Source organism: Enterobacter cloacae complex sp. HYC080_NIDB (assembly GCF_056673325.1).
Map to the genome: position 1 here is coordinate 2115510 of NZ_CP114212.1, position 21085 is coordinate 2136594.

19 protein-coding genes are annotated in these 21085 nt (G+C 55.5%); 12 read left to right on the forward strand and 7 right to left on the reverse strand.

Annotated elements, in window-relative coordinates; all coding sequences use genetic code 11:
- The first annotated feature begins 66 nt into the window (after window positions 1–66).
- Window positions 67–1187, forward strand: a protein-coding gene (locus O1723_RS10040) for an IS3-like element ISKpn34 family transposase (RefSeq protein WP_100245182.1) whose coding sequence is annotated in 2 segments (ribosomal slippage) — window positions 67–325 and window positions 325–1187 — 1122 coding nt in all. Because the reading frame shifts where the segments join, the coding sequence is not laid out codon by codon here.
- 83 nt (window positions 1188–1270) lie between these two features.
- Here the strand turns inward: O1723_RS10040 and O1723_RS10045 are convergent.
- On the reverse strand, window positions 1271–1750 hold the full coding sequence (locus O1723_RS10045) for a DUF2778 domain-containing protein (RefSeq protein WP_014883965.1): 480 nt from the start codon (window positions 1748–1750) through the stop codon (window positions 1271–1273).
- Window positions 1747–2229: an Hcp family type VI secretion system effector gene (locus tag O1723_RS10050; RefSeq protein WP_023337351.1), complete on the reverse strand. Its 483-nt coding sequence runs from the start codon at window positions 2227–2229 to the stop codon at window positions 1747–1749. Before O1723_RS10050 ends, O1723_RS10045 begins: the two co-directional genes overlap by 4 nt.
- A 425-nt stretch (window positions 2230–2654) precedes the next feature.
- Here O1723_RS10050 and ymcF point away from each other — a divergent pair, with 425 nt between their 5' ends.
- From ymcF to O1723_RS10095, 9 genes are all read left to right on the forward strand, one after another.
- Entirely contained in the window at window positions 2655–2843 is a 189-nt protein-coding gene (ymcF, locus tag O1723_RS10055) for a cold shock small protein YmcF (RefSeq protein ID WP_014883963.1), read from the forward strand.
- A gap of 82 nt (window positions 2844–2925) precedes the next feature.
- Window positions 2926–4335, forward strand: a complete 1410-nt coding sequence (locus O1723_RS10060; RefSeq protein ID WP_014883962.1) for an aminotransferase-like domain-containing protein — start codon at window positions 2926–2928, stop codon at window positions 4333–4335.
- Window positions 4336–4606: 271 nt separating this feature from the next.
- On the forward strand, window positions 4607–5752 hold the full coding sequence (gene ydcS, locus O1723_RS10065; RefSeq protein WP_014883961.1) for a putative ABC transporter substrate-binding protein YdcS: 1146 nt from the start codon (window positions 4607–4609) through the stop codon (window positions 5750–5752).
- Between the two features lie 17 nt (window positions 5753–5769).
- Window positions 5770–6783, forward strand: coding sequence for an ABC transporter ATP-binding protein (locus O1723_RS10070; protein WP_479983874.1), 1014 nt, complete (start codon window positions 5770–5772; stop codon window positions 6781–6783).
- Window position 6784: 1 nt separating this feature from the next.
- Window positions 6785–7729: an ABC transporter permease gene (locus O1723_RS10075; protein ID WP_014883959.1), complete on the forward strand. Its 945-nt coding sequence runs from the start codon at window positions 6785–6787 to the stop codon at window positions 7727–7729.
- The gene (locus O1723_RS10080) at window positions 7719–8525 is read left to right on the forward strand and encodes an ABC transporter permease (RefSeq protein ID WP_023337350.1); all 807 of its coding nucleotides are present in this window, start codon (window positions 7719–7721) and stop codon (window positions 8523–8525) included. Before O1723_RS10075 ends, O1723_RS10080 begins: the two co-directional genes overlap by 11 nt.
- 24 nt (window positions 8526–8549) lie before the next feature.
- The gene (patD, locus tag O1723_RS10085) at window positions 8550–9974 is read left to right on the forward strand and encodes an aminobutyraldehyde dehydrogenase (RefSeq protein ID WP_014883957.1); all 1425 of its coding nucleotides are present in this window, start codon (window positions 8550–8552) and stop codon (window positions 9972–9974) included.
- Window positions 9975–10156: 182 nt separating this feature from the next.
- A complete protein-coding gene (locus tag O1723_RS10090) occupies window positions 10157–10330 on the forward strand; it encodes a GhoT/OrtT family toxin (protein ID WP_014883956.1) in 174 nt (57 codons plus the stop codon).
- An 86-nt stretch (window positions 10331–10416) separates the two neighbouring features.
- Window positions 10417–11172 carry an alpha/beta fold hydrolase gene (locus O1723_RS10095; protein ID WP_014883955.1) on the forward strand — a complete coding sequence of 252 codons (756 nt, stop codon included), beginning with the start codon at window positions 10417–10419 and terminating at the stop codon, window positions 11170–11172.
- Window positions 11173–11296: 124 nt separating this feature from the next.
- On the opposite strand, the gene O1723_RS10100 is transcribed toward O1723_RS10095, so the two are convergent.
- The 3 genes from O1723_RS10100 to O1723_RS10110 are packed head-to-tail and all read right to left on the reverse strand — an operon-like array spanning window position 11297 to window position 17788.
- The gene (locus O1723_RS10100) at window positions 11297–13471 is read right to left on the reverse strand and encodes a virulence factor SrfC family protein (RefSeq protein WP_325825146.1); all 2175 of its coding nucleotides are present in this window, start codon (window positions 13469–13471) and stop codon (window positions 11297–11299) included.
- Complete coding sequence (locus tag O1723_RS10105; RefSeq protein ID WP_014883953.1) at window positions 13468–16449, reverse strand: virulence factor SrfB; 2982 nt, start codon at window positions 16447–16449, stop codon at window positions 13468–13470. Before O1723_RS10105 ends, O1723_RS10100 begins: the two co-directional genes overlap by 4 nt.
- A gap of 4 nt (window positions 16450–16453) precedes the next feature.
- Window positions 16454–17788, reverse strand: a complete 1335-nt coding sequence (locus tag O1723_RS10110) for an SrfA family protein (RefSeq protein ID WP_023330499.1) — start codon at window positions 17786–17788, stop codon at window positions 16454–16456.
- Between the two features lie 283 nt (window positions 17789–18071).
- On the opposite strand from O1723_RS10110, the gene O1723_RS10115 reads away from it, so the two are divergent.
- Both O1723_RS10115 and O1723_RS10120 read left to right on the forward strand, forming a co-directional pair.
- Window positions 18072–19670 carry an ABC transporter substrate-binding protein gene (locus tag O1723_RS10115; RefSeq protein ID WP_014883951.1) on the forward strand — a complete coding sequence of 533 codons (1599 nt, stop codon included), beginning with the start codon at window positions 18072–18074 and terminating at the stop codon, window positions 19668–19670.
- A 101-nt stretch (window positions 19671–19771) separates the two neighbouring features.
- Window positions 19772–20005, forward strand: a complete 234-nt coding sequence (locus O1723_RS10120) for a YdcY family protein (protein WP_014883950.1) — start codon at window positions 19772–19774, stop codon at window positions 20003–20005.
- 2 nt (window positions 20006–20007) lie between these two features.
- Here O1723_RS10120 and O1723_RS10125 read toward each other — a convergent pair whose 3' ends face one another.
- Window positions 20008–20457, reverse strand: a complete 450-nt coding sequence (locus tag O1723_RS10125; RefSeq protein WP_014883949.1) for a DMT family transporter — start codon at window positions 20455–20457, stop codon at window positions 20008–20010.
- The gene (locus O1723_RS10130) at window positions 20454–20972 is read right to left on the reverse strand and encodes a GNAT family N-acetyltransferase (RefSeq protein ID WP_014883948.1); all 519 of its coding nucleotides are present in this window, start codon (window positions 20970–20972) and stop codon (window positions 20454–20456) included. The genes O1723_RS10125 and O1723_RS10130 overlap by 4 nt, the downstream gene beginning before the upstream one ends.
- Between the last annotated feature and the right edge of the window lie 113 nt (window positions 20973–21085).

Here is a 21085-nt window from a genome sequence, read left to right on the forward strand (position 1 = left end):
TGCTCCCCGTTGATTAATACACCGTGATGTTAGTAATGTCTTCATAAGCCACATGAGGACATCCCCATGAAGAAGCGTTTTTCCGACGAACAGATCATATGTATTCTCCGCGAGGCCGAAGCCGGCGTTTCTGCCCGTGAGCTCTGCCGTAAGCACGCCATTTCCGACGCCACCTTTTACACATGGCGTAAGAAGTATGGCGGTATGGAGGTGCCTGAGGTTAAGCGCCTGAAGTCGCTTGAGGAAGAGAACGCCAGACTCAAGAAGCTGCTTGCTGAAGCCATGCTGGATAAGGAGGCGCTTCAGGTGGCTCTTGGGCGAAAGTACTGACGACAGACCAGAAGCGGGAAGCCGTGGAAGTCATGTGCGAGGCTAAGGGTCTGTCGCAACGTCGTGCCTGCGGGCTGGCAGGTCTGTCCCTGTCAACCTGCCGATATTCGGCTCAGCGTCCGGCTGCTGACGCGCAGCTGTCTCTACGCATCACAGAGCTGGCACTTGAACGCCGCCGTTTTGGTTACCGGCGTATCTGGCAGCTTCTGCGACGTGAAGGTCTTTGCGTTAACCACAAGCGGGTTTACCGCATCTATCAACTTAATGGCCTGAGTGTAAAACGCAGACGACGTCGTAAAGGGCTGGCAACAGAACGTCTGCCGCTGCTCCGCCCGATGGCGCCCAATCTGACCTGGTCAATGGATTTCGTCATGGACGCACTGGCCACAGGTCGCAGGATCAAGTGCCTGACCTGCGTGGATGATTTCACAAAGGAATGCCTGACGGTCACTGTTGCCTTCGGGATTTCAGGCGTGCAGGTCACGCGTATTCTGGACAGCATTGCGCTGTTTCGCGGCTATCCGGCTACGATAAGAACCGATCAGGGCCCGGAGTTTACCTGCCGCGCACTCGATCAGTGGGCTTTTGAGCATGGTGTGGAGCTGCGACTTATCCAGCCCGGCAAGCCAACGCAGAACGGATTTATTGAGAGTTTTAACGGACGCTTTCGTGATGAATGCCTGAATGAGCACTGGTTCAGCGATATTGTTCACGCCAGGAAGATCATTAATGACTGGCGACTGGATTATAACGAGTGTCGACCACATTCATCACTGAATTACCTGACGCCGGCTGAATTTGCAGCGGGCTGGCGAAACGGGAAATATGAAGAAAAACCAACCGACATTACTAACTGAAGGTTGTATCTAACTCTGGGGGCAGGTCACTAACAACATCAATGTTTGTACGACCCAGGTAAGGGCATGCTTTATTGCATTCATCAATATACCTGTATTGTTCCAAGCGCATTTAATCCAGCAGTAACGTTTACCGTACCTGAAGCGAGTAACCCATGCATGAGTATTCTGTAATGAGAGTGGTTAGGTAAGGTTATACATCCATTACTAATTCCAGACTGACCAGCAGGATGTAAGCGGAAAGATCCACGCTCAACGTTATTGATGAACGTTCTATCATCAATGCGATTATCGTGGCGGTAGAGGGCAAACCAAAAATCACGATTAGATCCACTCTCTAAACCTTTTATTGCGTCATGCCAGTGGGTACCAAGCCCGCCTCGTGGACGTGTAACAATATAATAGAGTCCCGGAGGTAAGGGGCCTACTTCCGCAGTTGCAACGGCATCAGGATTATTTCTGTTATAACCCGCATTTCCAGAAAACGCGGGGAAAAATCCTAAACCGGGACAGCTCAATGTAGAAAGCTGATTGCCATTCAAATGAAAAGTGCAGCGAATCATCTGTCTTTCCACTCGTCACAAAAAATAATGTTACCGTCACAGTGCTTCCAGGTTATTTTTTCGTAACGCAATGCGATACTTTCTAGATGGTTATGTCTCTCTGTTGCTGGGTTTTTGATATCATGCATGAGTGGAGATATGGATACGACTTTAATGTCTTCCAAAAACATATTGAAGTATTCAACTTCCTGTCCGGCATCGTTGATCTTATACCATTTGAATTCGGCACTTTTTAGAGTCTGACCTTTTGCGACGGCTTTGTAGAGATATGGACTTGAACTGTCAAATTCTTTCTCAAAGACAAGCGCTGAATGGATACGCGTGCCAGTAATTTTTCCCGTCATGTTATCTGTTGGCAAATGTAGCCCATGACCGAATCCCAACACCTCGATACTGCCCTCGCGTTCCTGTACATCAACAGCGCCCCTAATATCTGCACCGCCGTCATCTTTAAGCCATAGGTATGCCGGAATTGCCATTTTATACTCCTTTTTTCATTAACAGTTTGTATCTGTAAGAAGGGTAATACTCCCGAACTGATAAGATTTTTAGGCATAAAATGTCATGCAAAAAATTTATATTTAATTGATTTATAAGTCTTTCTTGTAGAATTGATTTTGTCTATATGTAACGCTGTGCTCAGCATGGGTGAATAAAAAATTTATTTTTATGCATTTTACGCATCAATCCGCTTGCTTTGCCGTCAGCAACATGCGTTAATGGATTTCTGGTTTTGAGTCCAAAAAAATATCTGACGTAGTTTTATAAAGCAGTTCTCATCACGTTGTGCCTCTCCGCAGCCTCTCTTGGGTCTTTATCTACATTCCGATTCGTTTTGTTTAAAACCAATATTGCCCAATCGGCCCATTAGTAATTTACGTTTTTACGTTAACAGGAGAATCCTATGACTTCTTATATCCATTTCCGCTGCCCATGCTGTCATGGCTCGCAGTACCGCACTTCAGTCTTTGATGTGTCTGAGAAAAACCCATTCGGCGCAAAATGCATTTTTTGCAAATCGTCGATGATCACGCTCGACTACCTCGCTGCTGCGCGTTCCGCGATGAATCACACCACCGAGTACCGTAAGTAATCTACCCGGTTTTTCATAACAGTTAGCAAAATCTTCTCTTTTTCTCCTGCTGATATACACTGTCGGCAATAAGGAGAATCTGATGAAAAAATACCAGCGTCTGGCGCAACAAATTATCTCGCAAATTGAGCTTGGCATATGGCTGCCGGGCGATAAACTGCCTTCCCTGCGAGAGCAGGTGGCGAGCAGCGGCATGAGTTTCATGACTGTTGGCCACGCGTATCAGATGCTGGAAAGTCAGGGACGCATTGTCGCCAGGCCACAATCGGGCTATTACGTTGCCTCGCGCCCGACCACGCACCAGCCTGTGCCGCCTGCCCAGGTGATGCGTGACGAAGCGGTGGATATCAACACCTATATCTTCGATGTCCTTCAGGCCAGCCGCGATCCTTCTGTTGTTCCTTTCGCATCCGCCTTTCCCGATCCCCGGCTTTTCCCGCTTCAGCAGCTCAACCGCTCGCTGGCTAACGTCAGCAAAACGGCGACTGCGATGAGCGTGATTGAAAACCTGCCGCCGGGTAACGCTGAACTCCGCCACGCCATTGCGCGCCGCTATGCGCAGCAGGGGATGAACATCTCGCCGGACGAAATTGTCATTACCGCAGGCGCGCTCGAAGCGCTGAATCTGAGTTTGCAGGCGGTGACGGAGCCTGGCGACTGGGTGATTGTCGAAAACCCCTGCTTTTATGGCGCGCTGCAGGCGCTGGAACGCCTGAAGCTCAAAGCGTTGTCGGTCGCCACGGACGTCCGGGAGGGGATAGACCTGAACGCCCTTGAACAGGCGCTGAATGACTATCCGGTAAAAGCCTGCTGGCTGATGACCAACGGCCAGAATCCGCTTGGTTTTACGCTAAGTGCAGAGAAAAAAGCCCGTCTGGTCGCCCTCCTGACGAAGCATAACGTCACCCTGATTGAGGACGATGTATACAGCGAGCTCTATTTCGGCCGCGAAAAACCGCTTCCGGCAAAAGCCTGGGATCGGGACGACATGACGCTTCACTGCTCCTCTTTTTCAAAATGTCTGGTGGCGGGATTTCGTATCGGCTGGGTGGCGGCCGGAAAACATGCGCGACGCATTCAGCAGTTGCAACTGATGAGCACGTTATCGACCAGCTCCCCTATGCAGCTTGCGCTGGTGGACTACCTGGCGACTAAACGCTACGACGCCCATCTTCGCCGCCTGCGACGAACGCTCGCTGAGCGAAAACAGCAAGCCTGGCAGTCACTGCTGCGCCATATGCCCGCCGGGGTCAAAATTCACCATAACGACAGCGGCTACTTTTTATGGCTGGAGCTTCCGGCACAGCTGGATGCCGGGCTGCTAAGTGAAAAGGCCTTAACGCACCATATCAGCATTGCGCCAGGAAAAATGTTTTCCACCTCTGACGCATGGACACCGTTCTTCCGTTTTAATACCTCCTGGGCGTGGGGAGAGCGAGAAGAGCAGGCGGTGATTCAGTTAGGAAAATTAATTAGCACGATGTTGAAATAATCTTTTTCCCCTTATTTAAATAAACATTTCTTATCCTGATGACGGCGCTACGAATATTTCGCAGTGCCCGGTCATAGGAAATCTGCATACTGCCTCGCGCCGCTAACCCCTTGTCTATAATCCAGTTAACGGGGAATGCGCCCTCGGTCACACCTTGATGAAATTTCCTGAAGCCAAACGGTGCGGCGCAATTGCGCGGTCTACGTTTAATAAGGGAGATATTTTTACGGCACGGCTGCCGCTAAATTTCATTGCGACAGGAGTAATTCTTATGAGCAAAAAATTTGCCCGCAGCAGCCTGTGTGCGCTCGGCATGACTATCATGACAGCGCACGCCGCAGAACCACCTAAGGCGATAGGTGACGGGGAAGGTCGTCTGGATATTATTGCCTGGCCGGGCTATATCGAGCGTGGGCAGACCGATAAAAACTATGACTGGGTCACCCAGTTTGAAAAAGAGACCGGTTGTGCCGTTAACGTGAAAACGGCGGCCACGTCAGATGAAATGGTCAGCCTGATGGCGAAAGGGGGATACGATCTGGTCACCGCGTCAGGCGATGCATCGCTTCGCCTGATCATGGGCAAACGCGTTCAGCCGATAAATCCCGAACTCATCCCAAACTGGAAAACCCTCGACACGCGCATTGTGAAGGGGGAATGGTTTAACGTGGGCGGCAAGGTCTACGGTACGCCCTATCAGTGGGGGCCAAACCTGCTGATGTACAACACCAAAACCTTCCCGACGCCACCGGACAGCTGGAGTGTGGTCTTTACCAAACAGGATCTGCCGGACGGTAAAACCAATCAGGGTCGCGTGCAGGCATATGACGGTCCAATTTATATCGCCGATGCGGCGCTGTTCGTCAAAGCCACCCAGCCACAGCTGGGCATCAGCGATCCCTACCAGCTCACCGAAGAACAATATGCCGCGGTGCTGAAAGTGCTTCGCGACCAGCATGCCCTGATCCACCGCTACTGGCATGACACCACCGTCCAGATGAGCGACTTCAAAAATGAAGGCGTTGTGGCTTCCAGCGCCTGGCCATATCAGGCAAATGCGCTGAAGGCTGAGAACCAGCCCATCGCCACCGTATTCCCGAAAGAAGGGGTAACCGGCTGGGCGGATACCACCATGCTCCACGCCCAGGCAAAACACCCGATGTGCGCCTACAAATGGATGAACTGGTCGCTGACGCCAAAAGTGCAGGGCGATCTGGCGGCATGGTTCGGCTCACTGCCCGTCGTGCCTGAAGGGTGTAAAGCCAGTACGCTGCTGGGTGATAAAGGTTGTGAAACAAACGGTTATAACGAGTTCGACAAAATCCTGTTCTGGAAAACCCCGACCGCTCAAGGTGGCAAATTCGTGCCGTACAGCCGCTGGACGCAGGATTACATCGCCATCATGGGTGGACGATAATCGCCCGGGAGCAGAACATGACGTACGCAGTAGAATTTAACAATGTTTCCCGGCTGTATGGCGACGTGCGGGCGGTGGACGGGGTGACCATTGCCATTCGCGACGGGGAGTTTTTCTCCATGCTGGGGCCTTCTGGCTCCGGCAAAACTACCTGCCTGCGCCTGATAGCGGGTTTTGAACAGCTGTCAGGCGGCACGATTTCTATTTTCGGCAAAGAGGCGAGCGCGCTACCGCCATGGGAGCGGGATGTAAATACCGTCTTTCAGGATTATGCGCTATTCCCGCATATGTCGATCCTCGATAATGTCGCCTACGGGCTGATAGTGAAAGGCGTCGACAAGAAGAAACGCCATGCCCAGGCGCGTGATGCCCTGGAAAAAGTAGGGCTGAGCTTTGCCATCGCCCGCAAACCTTCGCAACTTTCCGGCGGCCAGCGCCAGCGTGTCGCCATCGCCCGGGCGCTGGTCAATGAACCGCGCGTCCTGCTGCTGGACGAACCGCTGGGCGCGCTCGATCTCAAACTGCGCGAACAGATGCAATTCGAGCTGAAGAAACTTCAGCAGGAACTCGGCATTACCTTTATTTTCGTCACCCACGATCAGGGCGAAGCGCTCTCCATGTCGGACCGGGTGGCGGTATTCAATAACGGCCGCATCGAGCAGGTGGATACCCCGCGCGATCTCTATATGCGTCCGCGCACGCCGTTTGTCGCCGGTTTTGTGGGCACGTCCAACGTCTTTGATGCAGCGCTTGCGCAGAAAATTTGCGGCATGGAAGGTATCTATTCCCTGCGCCCGGAACATATTCGCCTGAACGAGGGCGGTGAGGTTCAGGTTCAGGGTATCGTGCAGGCCGTTCAGTATCAGGGAGCCGCCACGCGCCTGGAGCTGAAGCTTGCCGAGGGGGCCAAACTGCTGGTCAGCCAGGCCAACCTCAGCGATGTCTCGCTGCTGAGCGGCATTGCGCCGGGGCAGGCGGTGATGGCCTCGTGGTCACGCGAGGCGATGATTCGCCTGCATGAGGAAAGGTGAAATGGATATGAGTGTCGCTCATCCTCCCGCACCGCACGGCCGCTTGAGCCGCATGACGGCACTGTTCTGGCGTAAGCCGTCGCTCGGCCTGTTCCTGCTGCTGCTTGCCCCGCTGATGTGGTTTGGCATCGTCTATTTCGGATCGCTGCTGACCCTGCTGTGGCAGGGATTTTACACCTTTGACGACTTCACCATGACGGTCACGCCGGACCTGACGCTGGCGAATATTCAGGCGCTCTTCAATCCGGCAAATTACGACATCATCCTGCGCACCTTAACGATGGCGATCGCGGTCACGTTGGCCAGCGCCATTCTGGCATTCCCGATGGCCTGGTATATGGCGCGTTACACCTGCGGCAAGTGGAAAGCGTTCTTCTATATCGCCGTGATGCTGCCGATGTGGGCGAGCTACATTGTCAAAGCCTACGCCTGGACGTTGCTGTTGGCGAAGGATGGTGTGGCGCAATGGTTTCTCAGTCATATGGGGCTGGAACCGATCCTCACCTCACTTCTTACGCTCCCGGCGATAGGCGGTAACACGTTATCCACCTCCGGGCTGGGGCGCTTTCTGGTCTTTGTCTATATCTGGCTGCCGTTTATGATCCTGCCCGTGCAGGCCGCGCTGGAACGTCTGCCAGCGTCGTTACTGCAGGCCTCTGCCGACCTCGGCGCGCGCCCCCGCCAGACCTTTCGCTATGTTGTATTGCCGCTGGCGATCCCGGGAATTGCCGCGGGCTCGATATTCACCTTTTCCCTGACGCTGGGGGATTTCATTGTCCCGCAGCTGGTGGGGCCGCCGGGCTATTTCATCGGTAACATGGTCTACGCTCAGCAGGGCGCTATCGGCAATATGCCCATGGCGGCTGCGTTCACGCTGGTTCCCATTGTGCTGATTTCGCTTTATCTGGCGTTCGTGAAACGTCTGGGAGCATTCGATGCACTCTGAACGCGCACCGTTGTTCCTGAAAGTGGCGGCATGGGGAGGCGTCATCTTTCTGCACTTCCCGCTGCTGATTATCGCGATCTACGCCTTTAATACTGAAGATGCTGCCTTCAGCTTCCCGCCGCAGGGGCTGACGCTCAAGTGGTTTAGCGTGGCGGCGGGGCGTGGCGATATCATTGAATCCGTGACGTTGTCACTTCAGATTGCCGCGCTCTCCACCGCCATTGCCATGGTGCTTGGCACGCTTGCTGCAGCGGCACTGTGGCGAAGCGACTTTTTTGGCAAAAACGCCATTTCACTGTTGCTGCTGTTGCCCATTGCCTTACCGGGAATCATTACCGGTCTGGCGCTGCTGACCGCATTTAAAACGATCAACCTTGAACCGGGTTTTTTCACCATCGTTGTCGGGCACGCCACATTTTGCGTGGTGGTGGTGTTCAACAACGTCATTGCCCGGTTCAGACGCACCTCCTGGAGTCTGGTGGAGGCGTCAATGGATCTCGGGGCCGACGGGTGGCAAACCTTCCGCTATGTGGTGTTGCCCAATCTGCGTTCAGCACTTCTGGCGGGCGGAATGCTGGCCTTTGCCCTGTCGTTTGACGAAATCATCGTCACAACCTTTACGGCGGGACACGAGCGCACGTTACCGCTGTGGTTGCTCAATCAGCTCGGCCGTCCTCGCGACGTGCCGGTCACCAACGTTGTTGCACTGTTGGTCATGCTGGTGACAACTTTCCCCATTCTGGGTGCCTGGTGGCTAACCCGCGATGGCGAGAACATCGCCGGCAGCGGGAAATAACATTGATTTGAACAGGACAATGCTATGCAAACACATCTGCTGATAAAGGGTGAACTGGTCGCCGGACAAGGCGAAAAGCAGCCGGTATATAACCCGGCCACCGGAGAAGTACTGCTGGAGATTGCTGAAGCCTCTGTCGCGCAAGTTGACGCGGCTGTTCAGGCCGCCGATCGGGCTTTTATCGACTGGGGGCAGACCACGCCCAAAGCGCGTGCGGAATGTCTGCTGAAACTGGCTGACGCCATTGAGGCGCAGGGTGAAGAATTTGCCAGGCTTGAATCGCTCAACTGCGGGAAGCCGCTCCACTGTGCTCTGGGGGATGAAATTCCGGCGGTGGTCGACGTGTTTCGTTTCTTCGCCGGGGCGGCCCGCTGCCTGAACGGTCTGGCCGCAGGTGAATACCTTGAGGGGCACACCTCGATGATCCGCCGTGATCCGGTGGGTGTAGTTGCATCGATTGCGCCGTGGAACTACCCGCTGATGATGGCAGCATGGAAGCTGGCACCCGCGCTGGCTGCCGGTAACTGCGTGGTGATAAAACCCTCTGAAATCACGCCGCTGACGGCGTTAAAACTGGGAGAACTGGCGAAAGATATCTTCCCGGCAGGCGTTGTGAACGTGTTATTTGGTCGCGGTAAGACGGTTGGCGATCCGCTCACCGGGCATGACAAAGTCCGCATGGTGTCGCTGACCGGTTCAATTGCCACCGGCGAGCATATCATCGGCCATACGGCGTCCTCCATTAAGCGCACCCACATGGAGCTGGGCGGTAAGGCTCCGGTAATCGTTTTTGATGATGCTGACCTGGACGCGGTTGTCGAAGGGGTGCGAACGTTTGGTTTCTACAATGCCGGGCAGGACTGTACGGCGGCCTGCCGCATTTATGCCCAGAAAGGCATATATCCTGCGCTGGTTGAAAAGCTGGGTGCTGCGGTCGCCAGCCTCAAAATGGGGGCGCCGGAAGATGCCGCTACTGAACTGGGGCCGCTCAGCTCGGCCGCTCACCTTTCACGCGTCTGTCAGGCTGTCGATCAGGCGAAAGCGCTCGGTCATATCAGCGTTGTGACGGGCGGAAGCAAAAAGGAGGGGGCTGGCTACTACTTCCAGCCGACCCTGCTGGCGGGGGCAAAACAGGACGATGCCATTGTTCAGCGCGAAGTGTTTGGGCCGGTGGTGAGCGTCACTGAATTTGACGATGAAGCGCAGGTGCTGGCCTGGGCGAATGATTCACAGTATGGCCTGGCGTCATCGGTCTGGACCAAAGACGTGGGCCGTGCTCATCGTCTGAGTGCGCGGTTGCAGTACGGCTGTACCTGGGTGAATACCCACTTTATGCTGGTGAGCGAAATGCCGCACGGCGGCATGAAGTTATCCGGCTACGGCAAAGATATGTCGGTGTACGGGCTTGAGGATTATACGGTCGTCCGGCATGTGATGATCAAACACTAAGCCATCCTGCCTGGCCGCTTGCGCGGCCGGGCATTCTCCTTCTTCGCCCTGCGTGTAAAGCAAGCTACTCCATTGTTATTAGCCATAATATTTAAGTGGTTATTATGTAACGAAAAAACTTGATCTGTATCAACATATGACGCATATTGCGTGCGGTTATTTTTTCGGCTCTGGTATACAGAATGACGTTGTATCAAAAGATGTTGGTTTTTTACGCAGTGATGGCTTCCATCTGTGCATTAATTACCTGGTTCCTTTCAAAAGATCGCAAACGCATCCGCCTGCTCAGCGCGTTTTTGGTGGGGTCGACCTGGCCGATGAGCTTCCCCGTTGCGCTCCTGATCTCGCTTTTCTGAAGCACGCTTCCACTTTTTCCAGATGAACATGGCATTCCTGATTCGATAGCTGTATAAATACACAGTACATCGTAAAAGGAGTGCTTATGAACAGTTTTTACTCGCAGCAGGCGGGTTGCACCGTGCGCTGGCATGATTTGCCCGGTTCAGGCGAGCCCGTGGTCTTCATCCACGGGCTGGGGTGTGCCTCTTCCTATGAATATCCCCACGTTGTCCGTGATCTTCAGTTTGGCGCACGCCGGGCCATTCTCATTGATTTGCCCGGCAGCGGTTACAGCGATAAACCCGAGCATTACAGCTATCACACCACTGACCAGGCCCGCGTGGTGGCAGAGCTGATTGACCATCTTGAATTGGATGCCTTCTGGTTATACGGCCACAGCATGGGCGGCAGTATCGCGATTGAAACGGCGGCAATGCTGGGAACGCGTGTTAAAGGACTGATGGTGTCGGAACCTAATTTTCACGCGGGTGGTGGGATGTTCAGCCGCTCGATTGCGGCGCAAACCGAACAGCAGTTTCTGGAACAGGGTTATGACGCCATGCTCAGCGCAGAAACCTCAGCGTGGGCGGGGTGTCTGCAAAGCAATGCGCCGTATGCAGTCTGGCGCGGAGCAAAGAGCCTGGTTGAGGGTGTAATGCCGGTATGGGAAACGCAATTCCTGTCGCTCTCGTGCCCGGTGACGCTGATCTTCGGCGAACATTCTCTGCCTGACGACGATGTTGATAATCTGAAGCAGAAAGGCGTTGAGGTAAAAATTATCCCTGCGGCGGGGCATTCTATGTCGTGGGAAAATCCGTCAGCACTGGCTCAGACGTTAGCCGGGTGTATGACGGAGTGATGTGCGCAAAAGTTTCGCCCGGCGGCGCGACGCTTGCACGGGCCTACGATGAATTTTGCAATGTATTGATATTATGGCGGAATGTAGGCCGGGTAAGCGCAGCGCCACCCGGCAAGAATGGCAACTACATGATTAAAGCCCGTAATGCCTGACGTGCGTCAGGTTGAATATCATGCGGATGCTGGTAATCAATGTTCTCTATCGCCCGGCTATAGAGGGCAACCAGCCAGTCGTAAACGTACGCGGTGGCCGCATGGACTGGCTGTTCCGCCAGACGCGTCAGACGTGGCGCGGCGCTGCTGACGACGGGCGTAACGAAGATAGCCTGTCCCTTGCGGATGCGGCTTGCCGGACGCTCTGCTGAAGGCGTTTGGTCATACCCCAGCCAGCCAACGAAATTGCCCATCACGGCGTGCAGTTGCGCGGCGCTGCTCTTATCCGCTTCGACAATACGCTGAAGCTGTTGCGCCAGATTAAGCCGGTAGCTGGTGACCACCAGAACATCCGCGATTTGCTGTAATACTGCGGGTTCCAGACCGAGACGGGCGGCCGTGGCCTCATTACGGCTCCACTGACGCAGATGATTTATCCATACTCTGTGCGCCAGACGCGCCTTGTCCTTCGTCTGGAACTGACCAGCACTTTCCTGGGCGTTATCGGTAAACAGATCAATGGTATCCGTAAACAGCCCATTGACCTGCTCCTCGCGCGGTTGCTGGACGGCGAGCAGCGTTTCAAACGCTTTCATCGGCGGCATCAATCCTTCAAGAAGCTCGCCGTGACGGGCGGCACTGCTTTGCAGGGTGCGCACCATGTTTTCGGCCTGGGCGCGTCGGGTAGCCGGTTCCTCAACCAGCGGGGCGAGATAGCTGCGCATTAGCGCCGAAAGCTCCTGGCGAAGCAAGCTTTTCAGCGTTCCAAGGCGCTTCTGCCGCTGCGCAGAGAGCGTGGCCTGAGACAACCACTCAATGACGCGCTGCATGCTGTGGCTATCCAGCGCCTGCAGCGTGCCCCAGCGTAAACCCGGATTACCGAGCAGATGCTGTACGGCTTCATCAAGATTCTGGCGGGTGGTAAAGCGGGCGTCATGCGGGGTAATCGCCCACACCAGCCCCGGCAGGGCAGACTCTTCAGCAGGCTGCGTCTCTTTGACCCAGTTCATTAACACTTTTGCTTTTTTGGCCGTCTGCTCGTGCTGCGCTGTCGCATTGCAGATAACCAGCACGTCAGGCTGTAGCTGCTGGCGGTAATGGTCGAGCAGCCACTGACATTTTGCCTTCGCTAACGGATCGGCACTGCTGTCTTCAAAGACCGGAATATCAATGATATCAACGTTATCCAGCGCACCACTCTCAACCGGCAGGACCAGCTCGCGGGTCAGGAAGGCCAGCACGTCAACCGGGAGGCTGATGGCGTTGAGCATGTCGCCGTTATTCAGCGGATGCAGCAGCGTCTCCTGTGCGTCCTGCTGGGTTAAGGTGCCATGCGTCAGGAACCCTTCACCCGGCAGGCCAAAGCTATCTACCAGCAGACTCAGCGGAGCAGCAAGCTCGCTGGCATGGCTGGTCTGATGCAGAACATGGGCGAGCTTCAGCCACTGTTGGGTGAATTCCTGTTGCTCACCCCACAGCAGCGACCAGACGCTTGCCCGGGTGCTGAGATCAAGTGAAGGCACCAGTTGGGCAAGCTCATACCACAGGGCATCATCAATTTGCTGTTTCGCAGTGGGTATTGTGCACTGCCAGAAGCGGGCGATGGCACCCACTTCCTGCGCCGTGATACCCGGTACGCCCTGCGGCTGACGCAGGCCACGCCATTTCTCAAGACGGGTCTCAATGACCGCCTTATCCACTGCGCGCATCTGCGGATGCAGCGTCGTGCGGGCAATAAACAGCTGTACCAGTTCGGCCTCGGTGATCAGACTCAGACGTAGCGGAAACGCCTCATCAACCACCTCCCGGTTTTCCCGGGTAAAGCGGACGGCCATGTTGGTCAGGGCATGACCCGGATTGATATGCGAAAAATAGTCAAAGGTGCGCTGGCCTGGCGTAACGTTTAGCCGTCCATTACCGCTGCCGCACAGCGACAGCAGCAGGTGTGCTTTTGCGCTCTGCGAATGACCGTAAAGTCCAATGCTGCTCTGGCGGATCAGGGCACGTTCAATAGCCTGCTCTCGCGCCTGCGCCGCGTTGATGCGGGCAAGCAGGGCGTCAGCATCGTTGTCCAGCACAGGGGCATTCATGCGCGTCTCATTAATCCACCCGATTAACGCCTGAGTGGTGGTGGTCGTCGCTGTCATTTCAGGTATACGCTCCCGCTGTCGATCCAGTAGTGGCTGCCGCTGTGTCGGCGATCGGCCAGAGTATTCAGTTTGAAGGTTAAGGCGTCAGGCGCTACCGGTGTGCCGTCCTGTAGCCAGGCATCGCTCAGTTCAAAGGACTCAGGACCTTCCTGCTTGCTGCCGCCGCAGAGCTTAAGCCGCACGTTCAGCACGCCGTCACCGGCAATCGCTTTCGCCAGTTCAGCCGAATTGATGCTGAGCGTATAAAGCGGCGTGGCAGGCCAGCGTGCGTTCGCCAGCTGGCGGAAGCCGAGGGTGACGTTGCCGCGTAGCGGGAAGTGCAGGCGTGCGTCGAGTTTTGCGCCCGGCTTATCGAGGTCGATATCCTGATACCAGACGTTTTCCTCACGCAGGGTATTGACGGTGTTATCCAGCACGCCGAGATAACGCACGGTAGAATACGCGCCAATGTCCGCGGCTTTAAAGTTGAAGCGCGGCAGACGCAGGTCGAGCGCCAGGCTGCACAGCATGGCACCCACGGCGGCGGTTGATTTAGGGTTACCAATGCGCCCCTGCTGACTGAACGGATACCACTCATGTACCTGGTATTTATCCAGCCAGACGATGCGATTGACCGGCACCGGCTGCAGGTGACGGATCAGCGCCTGAACGCCTGGCAGGCAGCCTGGGCGACCGGTAATCAGCAGAATATCGCAGCTGTAGTGGGAAATCACTTCACAGACTGCGTGAAGCGGAGAGGTCAGCGTAAACTGACCGGCCAGCATCGCATCCTGCATCTCGCGGAAATTGACGTGCAGCGGTACGGCGAACAGGTCGAACGCTTCTGAGCCCGCAGGCAGGGCATGATCAATCGCCTGCTGCAGATAATTCATGACGTTGCGGGTTGGTTTCTGCGGCAGAAGATCGCCAAAGGTGGCATGCAGGCCAGCCAGCGGATCGTCAACGTCGCTGGATTCCCACGCGGCAAGAATGGCGTGGCCAATCGGCATAAAGAGCTGCAGCGCCGTTTGCTGGCGCAGCACGGCCTGGGTATCAATACGCCCGGAGTCGCCGAACAGCGACGCCATGAGCAGCGAGGCGTCCGCAATCCCGGATTTCTGCAGCTGCGTTTGCAGGGCGGGCAGCACGTAGCGCTGAATCACGTCCAGCAGGGTATCATCGCCCGCCACTTTAAACCCTTCGCGGAACAGCAGCTGCGGCGTGATTTTGACGTTATTACCGGAGCCGTCATCCAGTTGATAATGGGTGATCGCCATATCCGTGGTGCCGCCACCGATGTCGATAGACGCGACGCGCAATGCGCGGCCGGGCTGCACACCCGGCTCAGGCTCACGATCCGTGCGGGCGAGCGAGGCAAAGAAGGCTTCCGTCTGGCCGCCAAAATGGGAGATCGCTTCGTTATACAGCCAGACCAGTTGACCACAGCTGGCCTCATCCCACTCCATCTGGATTTCAGGGACCGGCACCACGCTTTTTTCCTGCTGTTTGCGGGTGGCAAAATCCTCATCCTGCGGGTGCCAGCCCATCGCTTTCCAGACGATGGCGATGGCTTCGAACATGCGGCGACGGAAAATCTCGCGCTCCTGCTTTGGCATTGCCGAGGGCAGGGTCAGGATCAGGGTGCGCAGCTGGCGTGGCGAGGCAGGGAAGCCCAGACGCAGGCGGGTGGCGACGCTGTTGATCTGACCCAGCGCCTGCGCCAGCAGCTCGCACAGCATATGCGTCATCAGGGTGCTGCGGCTGTACTGCGGCGAGAAGACCGGCAGTCGCTCGTCCTGCGGTAATGTAAACAGCGGTTCACCGTCATCGTTCATCAGGTTCATCAGCGGGAACGCCGTGGCAAGCGGCTCACGCTGGGTTTTGCCGTTCATCTGACTAAAGCGCCAGTCCTGCACCACCGGTGTTTCATCCCACAAATAGCGACGCGGGCTGGAGATGCCGCTGTTCCCTTCGGTTCCCAGACGCTGCATCGCCAGCTTGCGGGCTTCATCACCCACGCGAACGATCGACGGCCAGACAAACGCATCTTCGCGGCCACTTTCAACCGAGAAGTGCTGTTTGCCAAAGCGTGCTTCGGAAAACTCGAGACGGCTGGTAAACAGAGGCTCATTGAGGAATTGCGGCTCGCTCAATGAACGAACCTGCAACTCGGCGGTCTGCCGCAGTCCATCGTTCGCATCGCCGTGGTCTTCAATAATGACGCCGCAGGTGTGAGTGTTACCGACGTCGAGGATCAGGTCGACCGGAATCGCTGGCGTACTGAGGGTATGGGTAACAAATTTCACTTCCGGCACGGTGAGCTGTTCACCGAGCATGGTCAGCAGGTTAAGCCAGTGGGCCTGATATTCAAAGCTGCGCATCGCCTGATGCAGGTCACGTTCAGAACGATTTTCAACGCCGTCAGCATACTGGGTAAATGCTTCACGCAGCCAGCCGTCAATCCAGGTCTGGTCGAGGAAGCTTTCAACCTCGCTATCGCGCCAGGCCAGTGCGAAACGGGTGCCGTTCAGGATATCGTTTTCAACCGGCGATAGCGCGGAGGTGGCATGTTCCGCAATCTGGCTGTCGAGGGCGAGGGTCACGCGGTGCGTATTGCCTGCGGTGTCGGGGGTGTCGAGCTTGCGGACCTGCACGCGGGCCCAGTTATCCGGCCCCTCCACAAAGGTGCGCGGCGGGTTGAAACGCAGAAACGGGACGGGAAGCCAGACGCCGTCCAGCACCGCAAGGGACTGCTGCAGCGGGATAGTCGTTTCCGGTTTAACCACTTCAGGCTGGCCGCCGTGCGTTCCCGGCACGGTATAGCGCCCGTTAACCAGATCGAAATCGAGGCGTAAAAGAGGGCCGTTGGCGGTCTTACGTACGAAGCGCCCGTGGCTGGCGGTGTCCTGCGGCGTCAGCCCGAAATCGAGGAATTGCACGCCGCTGTTGGCAATAAGCGTAACGCTTTGTTTATAGTCGCAAAGATTTACCAGCATAGGATCAGGCACCTGCTTTCTTGAACGTCAGGGGGACGACGGTGTTGGCATCATAACGGGCGCGACATTCTGCGATATCGCTGGTGCCGGCTTTACAGGCGACTTCCGGCATCGGGTAGCGGGAACCGTCGGTGCAGCGGGCCGTGCCGCGACTCTTGATCATCAGCTCACCATTGCTGTGTAGCCCGGAGAAGATCTCCGCGCGGCAGACAATATTGTCGCCATGGACTATGCGGACGAAACCTTTATTGTTCTGGATTTGATAGCGCATTGACGGTGGCTTGCCGGTGACCGGGTCTTTCACGTCGAGAATCGCGCGCCAGGTACCGTTCAGGAAGCGTGTCGATCCGGCTTTCACCTGACCGGCCTCCATTACCATGGCATCTTTCGGGATCGCGACAATCACCACGGGAGCGGGTTCAGGCTCTTTTTCTTTGCTCGCCACCACCTCAGCCTGATGCAGGGGTAAATTCATCGCCAGTGGCTCAACGGCTTTGATCGGTTTTGGGGCGATAGCCACGGGCTCAGGGACCGGCGCAGGCGCGGGCTCTGCAGAAGGGGCCGGTTTTGGCCACATCAGCGGGGCGGCAATAGCGGCAACGATCACCGCCGCGACCGGCAGCGTCCAAAGGGGAACGCGACGCTTCTTCGTGATGACGACAGGTGCGGGTTCAGGCGCAGGTTGCGCAACAACCGGTGCGGGCTCGGGCGCATACAGGTCTTCCGGCGTAATCCGTATCGCGGCGACCGGGGCAATCAGCGGCTCGTCAGCTTTTTCAAAGGTGATGGCCGGTTCGGGCACTAGCTCGGGCTCAGGTTCAGGATCTTCAATCACAATAGGGGCGGGCTCAGGGATCAGCGATTCACGCAGGCAGTCGAGGACATCGTCACGCGCATTTTCATTCAGGTTCACAAAACCCCAGAAGCACAGGATCGGTTTTCCGTCGACGAGAAAAACGAAATTTTCCCCAGGGAACTGAAATGCTTTCGACAGCAGCGAGCCGAAGAGCTGTTGCGCTGTTTTCGGCGACTGAAGACATTTCTTGCTTAACGACTCTACGCTTGCAAGGGTGTTTTCCAGATAGCGCAGGGCGCGATAGCGGTCGTCCTCATCAGCCGCTTTCCAGCTTGTGACGTTTCCCTCCACCGGGGAATACCAGTCCACGCGGTCGCCGCTGTCGTTGACCTGCGGAATCGCCAGACAGTCAACGATAGCCTGTTGTTTGCGCAACCGGAGCGCTTCCCGGATTTGTAACGCTGATTCGAAAACGGCTTGTCCGCCGCCGCCCACGGCCTGAAAATCATCCAGGTTACCGCTGCGTAAAAGAGTTTTAGCCACGATTTGATCCCATATACTTCTTCACGCCGTTACTTTAACGAAACGAGGAAGAAAACAAACGGAGGAAGAGACGCTAAAAGGGCCGATTTCTTGCGGCATAGAAAGTGACGGTTGTGCTTGACGGATAATGGCACTTAAGGCAAATCATCTTTTCGGATGCTGACCGTAAAACCAGCAAAAAACGCGGCTTTAGAATAACCTGATAGTGTTTCGTTATTTGCCAGGTCATAACGGCTGTGCTGTTATTACTGTCCTATATAATAAAACTGTCAGGGTTATAACCATGTCTACAGGGAAAACACTGCTCGCCCTTGCGCTGAGCGCGCTTTTACCAGCCGGTGCCGCGTGGGCGGCAAACAACGACACCTTAATTTACTGTTCTGAAGCATCACCCGAGTCGTTCAACCCGCAAATCGCCAGTTCCGGCCCCTCTTTTGTCGCCAGTTCTCAGGTACTGTACAACCGCCTGATCAATTTCGACCCGGTGAAAAACACGCCGGTTCCGTCGCTGGCGGAATCCTGGACGATTTCACCGGACGGTAAGACCTATACCTTTACCCTGCGCAAAGGGGTGAAGTTCAACAGCAACAAATACTTCAAGCCGACCCGCGACTTTAACGCCGATGACGTTATTTTCTCGGTTATGCGTCAGAAAGACCCTAAGCATCCGTACCACAACGTGTCCCAGGGTAACTATGAATACTTTAACGACGTGGGTCTTGATAAGCTGATTCAGGACGTCAAAAAAGTCGACGATTACCACGTTCAGTTCACATTGAGTGAACCCAACGCCGCGTTCCTGGCCGACTGGGGGATGGATTTTGCCTCGATTCTCTCCGCAGAATACGCCGATGCGATGCTGAAAAAAGGTACGCCTGAAAACGTGGACACCTGGCCGATCGGTACCGGTCCTTATGTGCTGCAGCAGTACAAAGTGGATTCACTGATCCGCTACGTCGCTAATCCGAACTACTGGGATGGCGAGGTGCCGACCAAACATCTGATCTTCTCCATCACGCCAAATGTGGAGACGCGTCTGGCGAAACTGCAGACCAACGAATGCCAGATTATACCCGCGCCGTCTCCGGTGCAGTTTGAGGTGATTAAGAAGAACAAAGACCTGACGCTGCACTCGGTTGATGCGCTGAACGTCGGCTATCTGGCGTTTAACACCGAGAAAAAACCGTTTGATAACGTGCTGGTGCGCCAGGCGCTAAACTACGCGACCGACAAAAAGGCTATCGTTAACGCGGTCTTTATGGGGTCGGGGACGGTGGCAAAATCGCCGATCCCACCCAATATGATGGGCTTTAATAACGATCTGAAGGATTACAGCTACGATCCGGAAAAAGCGAAAGCGCTGCTGAAGCAGGCCGGGCTGGAGAAGGGCGCAGACGTTACGCTATGGTCAATGCCGGTTCAGCGTCCGTATAACCCAAACTCGCGTCGCATTGCGGAGATGATCCAGAGCGACTGGGCGAAGGTGGGCGTAAAGGCAAAAATCGTCTCTTACGAGTGGGGCGAATATCTCTCCGGAATGCGTAAAGGCGAACATGATTCCGCACTGTTTGGCTGGATGTCCGATAACGGTGACCCGGACAATTTTGCCGATGTGCTGCTGGGCTGCAACAGCATTAAAACCGGGTCAAATGCCGCACGTTGGTGCGATAAAGATTATGATTCCCTGGTACAAAAAGCGAAGCTGACCAGCAATCCGGCTGAGCGTGCGAAGCTCTATGGCCAGGCGCAGGAGATTTTCTACCAGCAGGCTCCGTGGATCGCACTGGCAAACGGCAAAACGTTCTATGCGACCCGCAGCAACGTGACCGGGTACAGCGTGAGCCTGATGGGCAGTGATTTTTCAAAAGCGAAGCTGAACTAAGCATTTTATTGCCGGGTAGCGGCTACGCCTTATCGGGCCTACATTTTGCACCCGTAGGCCCGGTAAGCGTAGCGCCACCGGGCACGTGAGGAGGAGTGACAATGTCACATTTAAACGACGTGATCGCCCGCGTGGATGCCGCCATCGACGAGAGCGTGATTGCCCATATGAACGAACTGCTGATTGAACTGAGCGATGATGCCGAGCTCAGCCGGGAAGAACGCTATACCCAGCAGCAGCGTCTGCGTACCGCGATTTCGCATCACGGTAAGCAGCATAAAGAAGAAATGGACGCGCGGCAGGAACAGCTGACCAAAGGCGGCACGATTCTGTAGCCTCAAAACTGGCGTCGTGCGACCAGCCAGGCCCCGACAACCAGCATCACCGCACCGCACACCGGGCCTGCCAGGGCGCGGAGTGGAACGCCATGGCTTCTCAGAACGTCCATCACCAGCCCACCGATCAGCTGGCTGGCCACCAGTACGGCGATGGTGGTCGCTGCGCCAACGTTCTGATATCCGCTGATACTGGCAAAGACGAAAAACGAACCCAGCAGCCCCGGAATAAGCGTCCACCAGCGCACCGTTGCGGCCAGCTCGCTAAACCCGGCGACGCCCTGTTTCAGCAGCAGAATGCTGACAAACAGCACGATGCCGACCAGCGAGTTGAGCAGCATCGCGATCAGAATGGTGGAGGAGGATTGGGTGATGCGCACCATCAAGGTATTCTGTACCACCAGACCGATTCCCGCCGCCACCAGAAATGCCAGCGTCAGTGATTGATTCATGGAATAGCGTCCGGGTCGCTGCGCTCGTCAAGCTGCAGCTGCATAAATATTAAGTCCAGCCACCGGCCAAACTTGGTTCCCACCTGCGGCATTTGTCCGGTAGTCACGAAACCGAGGGTTTCATGAAGGTGAATGGAGGCCTGATTTTGCGCTTCAATACCGGCCACCATCACATGTTTACCGAGGGTGCGGGCCTCGTTAATCAGCGCTTTCATCAACGTGCGGCCAATCCCCTTGCCCTGATGATCCGGATGGACATAGACCGAATGTTCTACCGTATGGCGGAAACCATCAAAGGCTCGCCAGTCACCGAAAGAGGCGTATCCGGTAACAACACCGTTTTCCTCGCTCACCAGAACCGGATAGCCTGCAAGTGTACGAGCCTCAAACCACGCGATACGGTTATTGGTATCGACGGTTTTATCGTTCCAGATCGCGGCAGTGTGCAGCACCGCGTGGTTATAGATCTCTCCTATCGCAGCGCAGTCTTCTTTGCAGGCATGACGAACGATCATGATGTTCCCTCTGTGTGTTGTTCACTATAGTATTACGTTGTAGATACGATATTACACAACTGCATCGTCCGGGCGCTATGCCATAAGCCTTATTTTTTGTTATCAGAACCCCA

Coding starts and splice junctions, on each gene's coding strand:
- O1723_RS10115 (WP_014883951.1), top strand. CDS start 18,072: ATGTCTACAGGGAAAACACTGCTCGCCCTTGCGCTGAGCGCGCTTTTA.
- O1723_RS10070 (WP_479983874.1), top strand. CDS start 5,770: ATGACGTACGCAGTAGAATTTAACAATGTTTCCCGGCTGTATGGCGAC.
- patD (WP_014883957.1), top strand. CDS start 8,550: ATGCAAACACATCTGCTGATAAAGGGTGAACTGGTCGCCGGACAAGGC.
- O1723_RS10060 (WP_014883962.1), top strand. CDS start 2,926: ATGAAAAAATACCAGCGTCTGGCGCAACAAATTATCTCGCAAATTGAG.
- O1723_RS10125 (WP_014883949.1), bottom strand. CDS start 20,457: ATGAATCAATCACTGACGCTGGCATTTCTGGTGGCGGCGGGAATCGGT.
- O1723_RS10050 (WP_023337351.1), bottom strand. CDS start 2,229: ATGGCAATTCCGGCATACCTATGGCTTAAAGATGACGGCGGTGCAGAT.
- O1723_RS10080 (WP_023337350.1), top strand. CDS start 7,719: ATGCACTCTGAACGCGCACCGTTGTTCCTGAAAGTGGCGGCATGGGGA.
- ydcS (WP_014883961.1), top strand. CDS start 4,607: ATGAGCAAAAAATTTGCCCGCAGCAGCCTGTGTGCGCTCGGCATGACT.
- O1723_RS10090 (WP_014883956.1), top strand. CDS start 10,157: ATGACGTTGTATCAAAAGATGTTGGTTTTTTACGCAGTGATGGCTTCC.
- ymcF (WP_014883963.1), top strand. CDS start 2,655: ATGACTTCTTATATCCATTTCCGCTGCCCATGCTGTCATGGCTCGCAG.
- O1723_RS10130 (WP_014883948.1), bottom strand. CDS start 20,972: ATGATCGTTCGTCATGCCTGCAAAGAAGACTGCGCTGCGATAGGAGAG.
- O1723_RS10075 (WP_014883959.1), top strand. CDS start 6,785: ATGGATATGAGTGTCGCTCATCCTCCCGCACCGCACGGCCGCTTGAGC.
- O1723_RS10045 (WP_014883965.1), bottom strand. CDS start 1,750: ATGATTCGCTGCACTTTTCATTTGAATGGCAATCAGCTTTCTACATTG.
- O1723_RS10100 (WP_325825146.1), bottom strand. CDS start 13,471: ATGACAGCGACGACCACCACCACTCAGGCGTTAATCGGGTGGATTAAT.
- O1723_RS10105 (WP_014883953.1), bottom strand. CDS start 16,449: ATGCTGGTAAATCTTTGCGACTATAAACAAAGCGTTACGCTTATTGCC.
- O1723_RS10120 (WP_014883950.1), top strand. CDS start 19,772: ATGTCACATTTAAACGACGTGATCGCCCGCGTGGATGCCGCCATCGAC.
- O1723_RS10095 (WP_014883955.1), top strand. CDS start 10,417: ATGAACAGTTTTTACTCGCAGCAGGCGGGTTGCACCGTGCGCTGGCAT.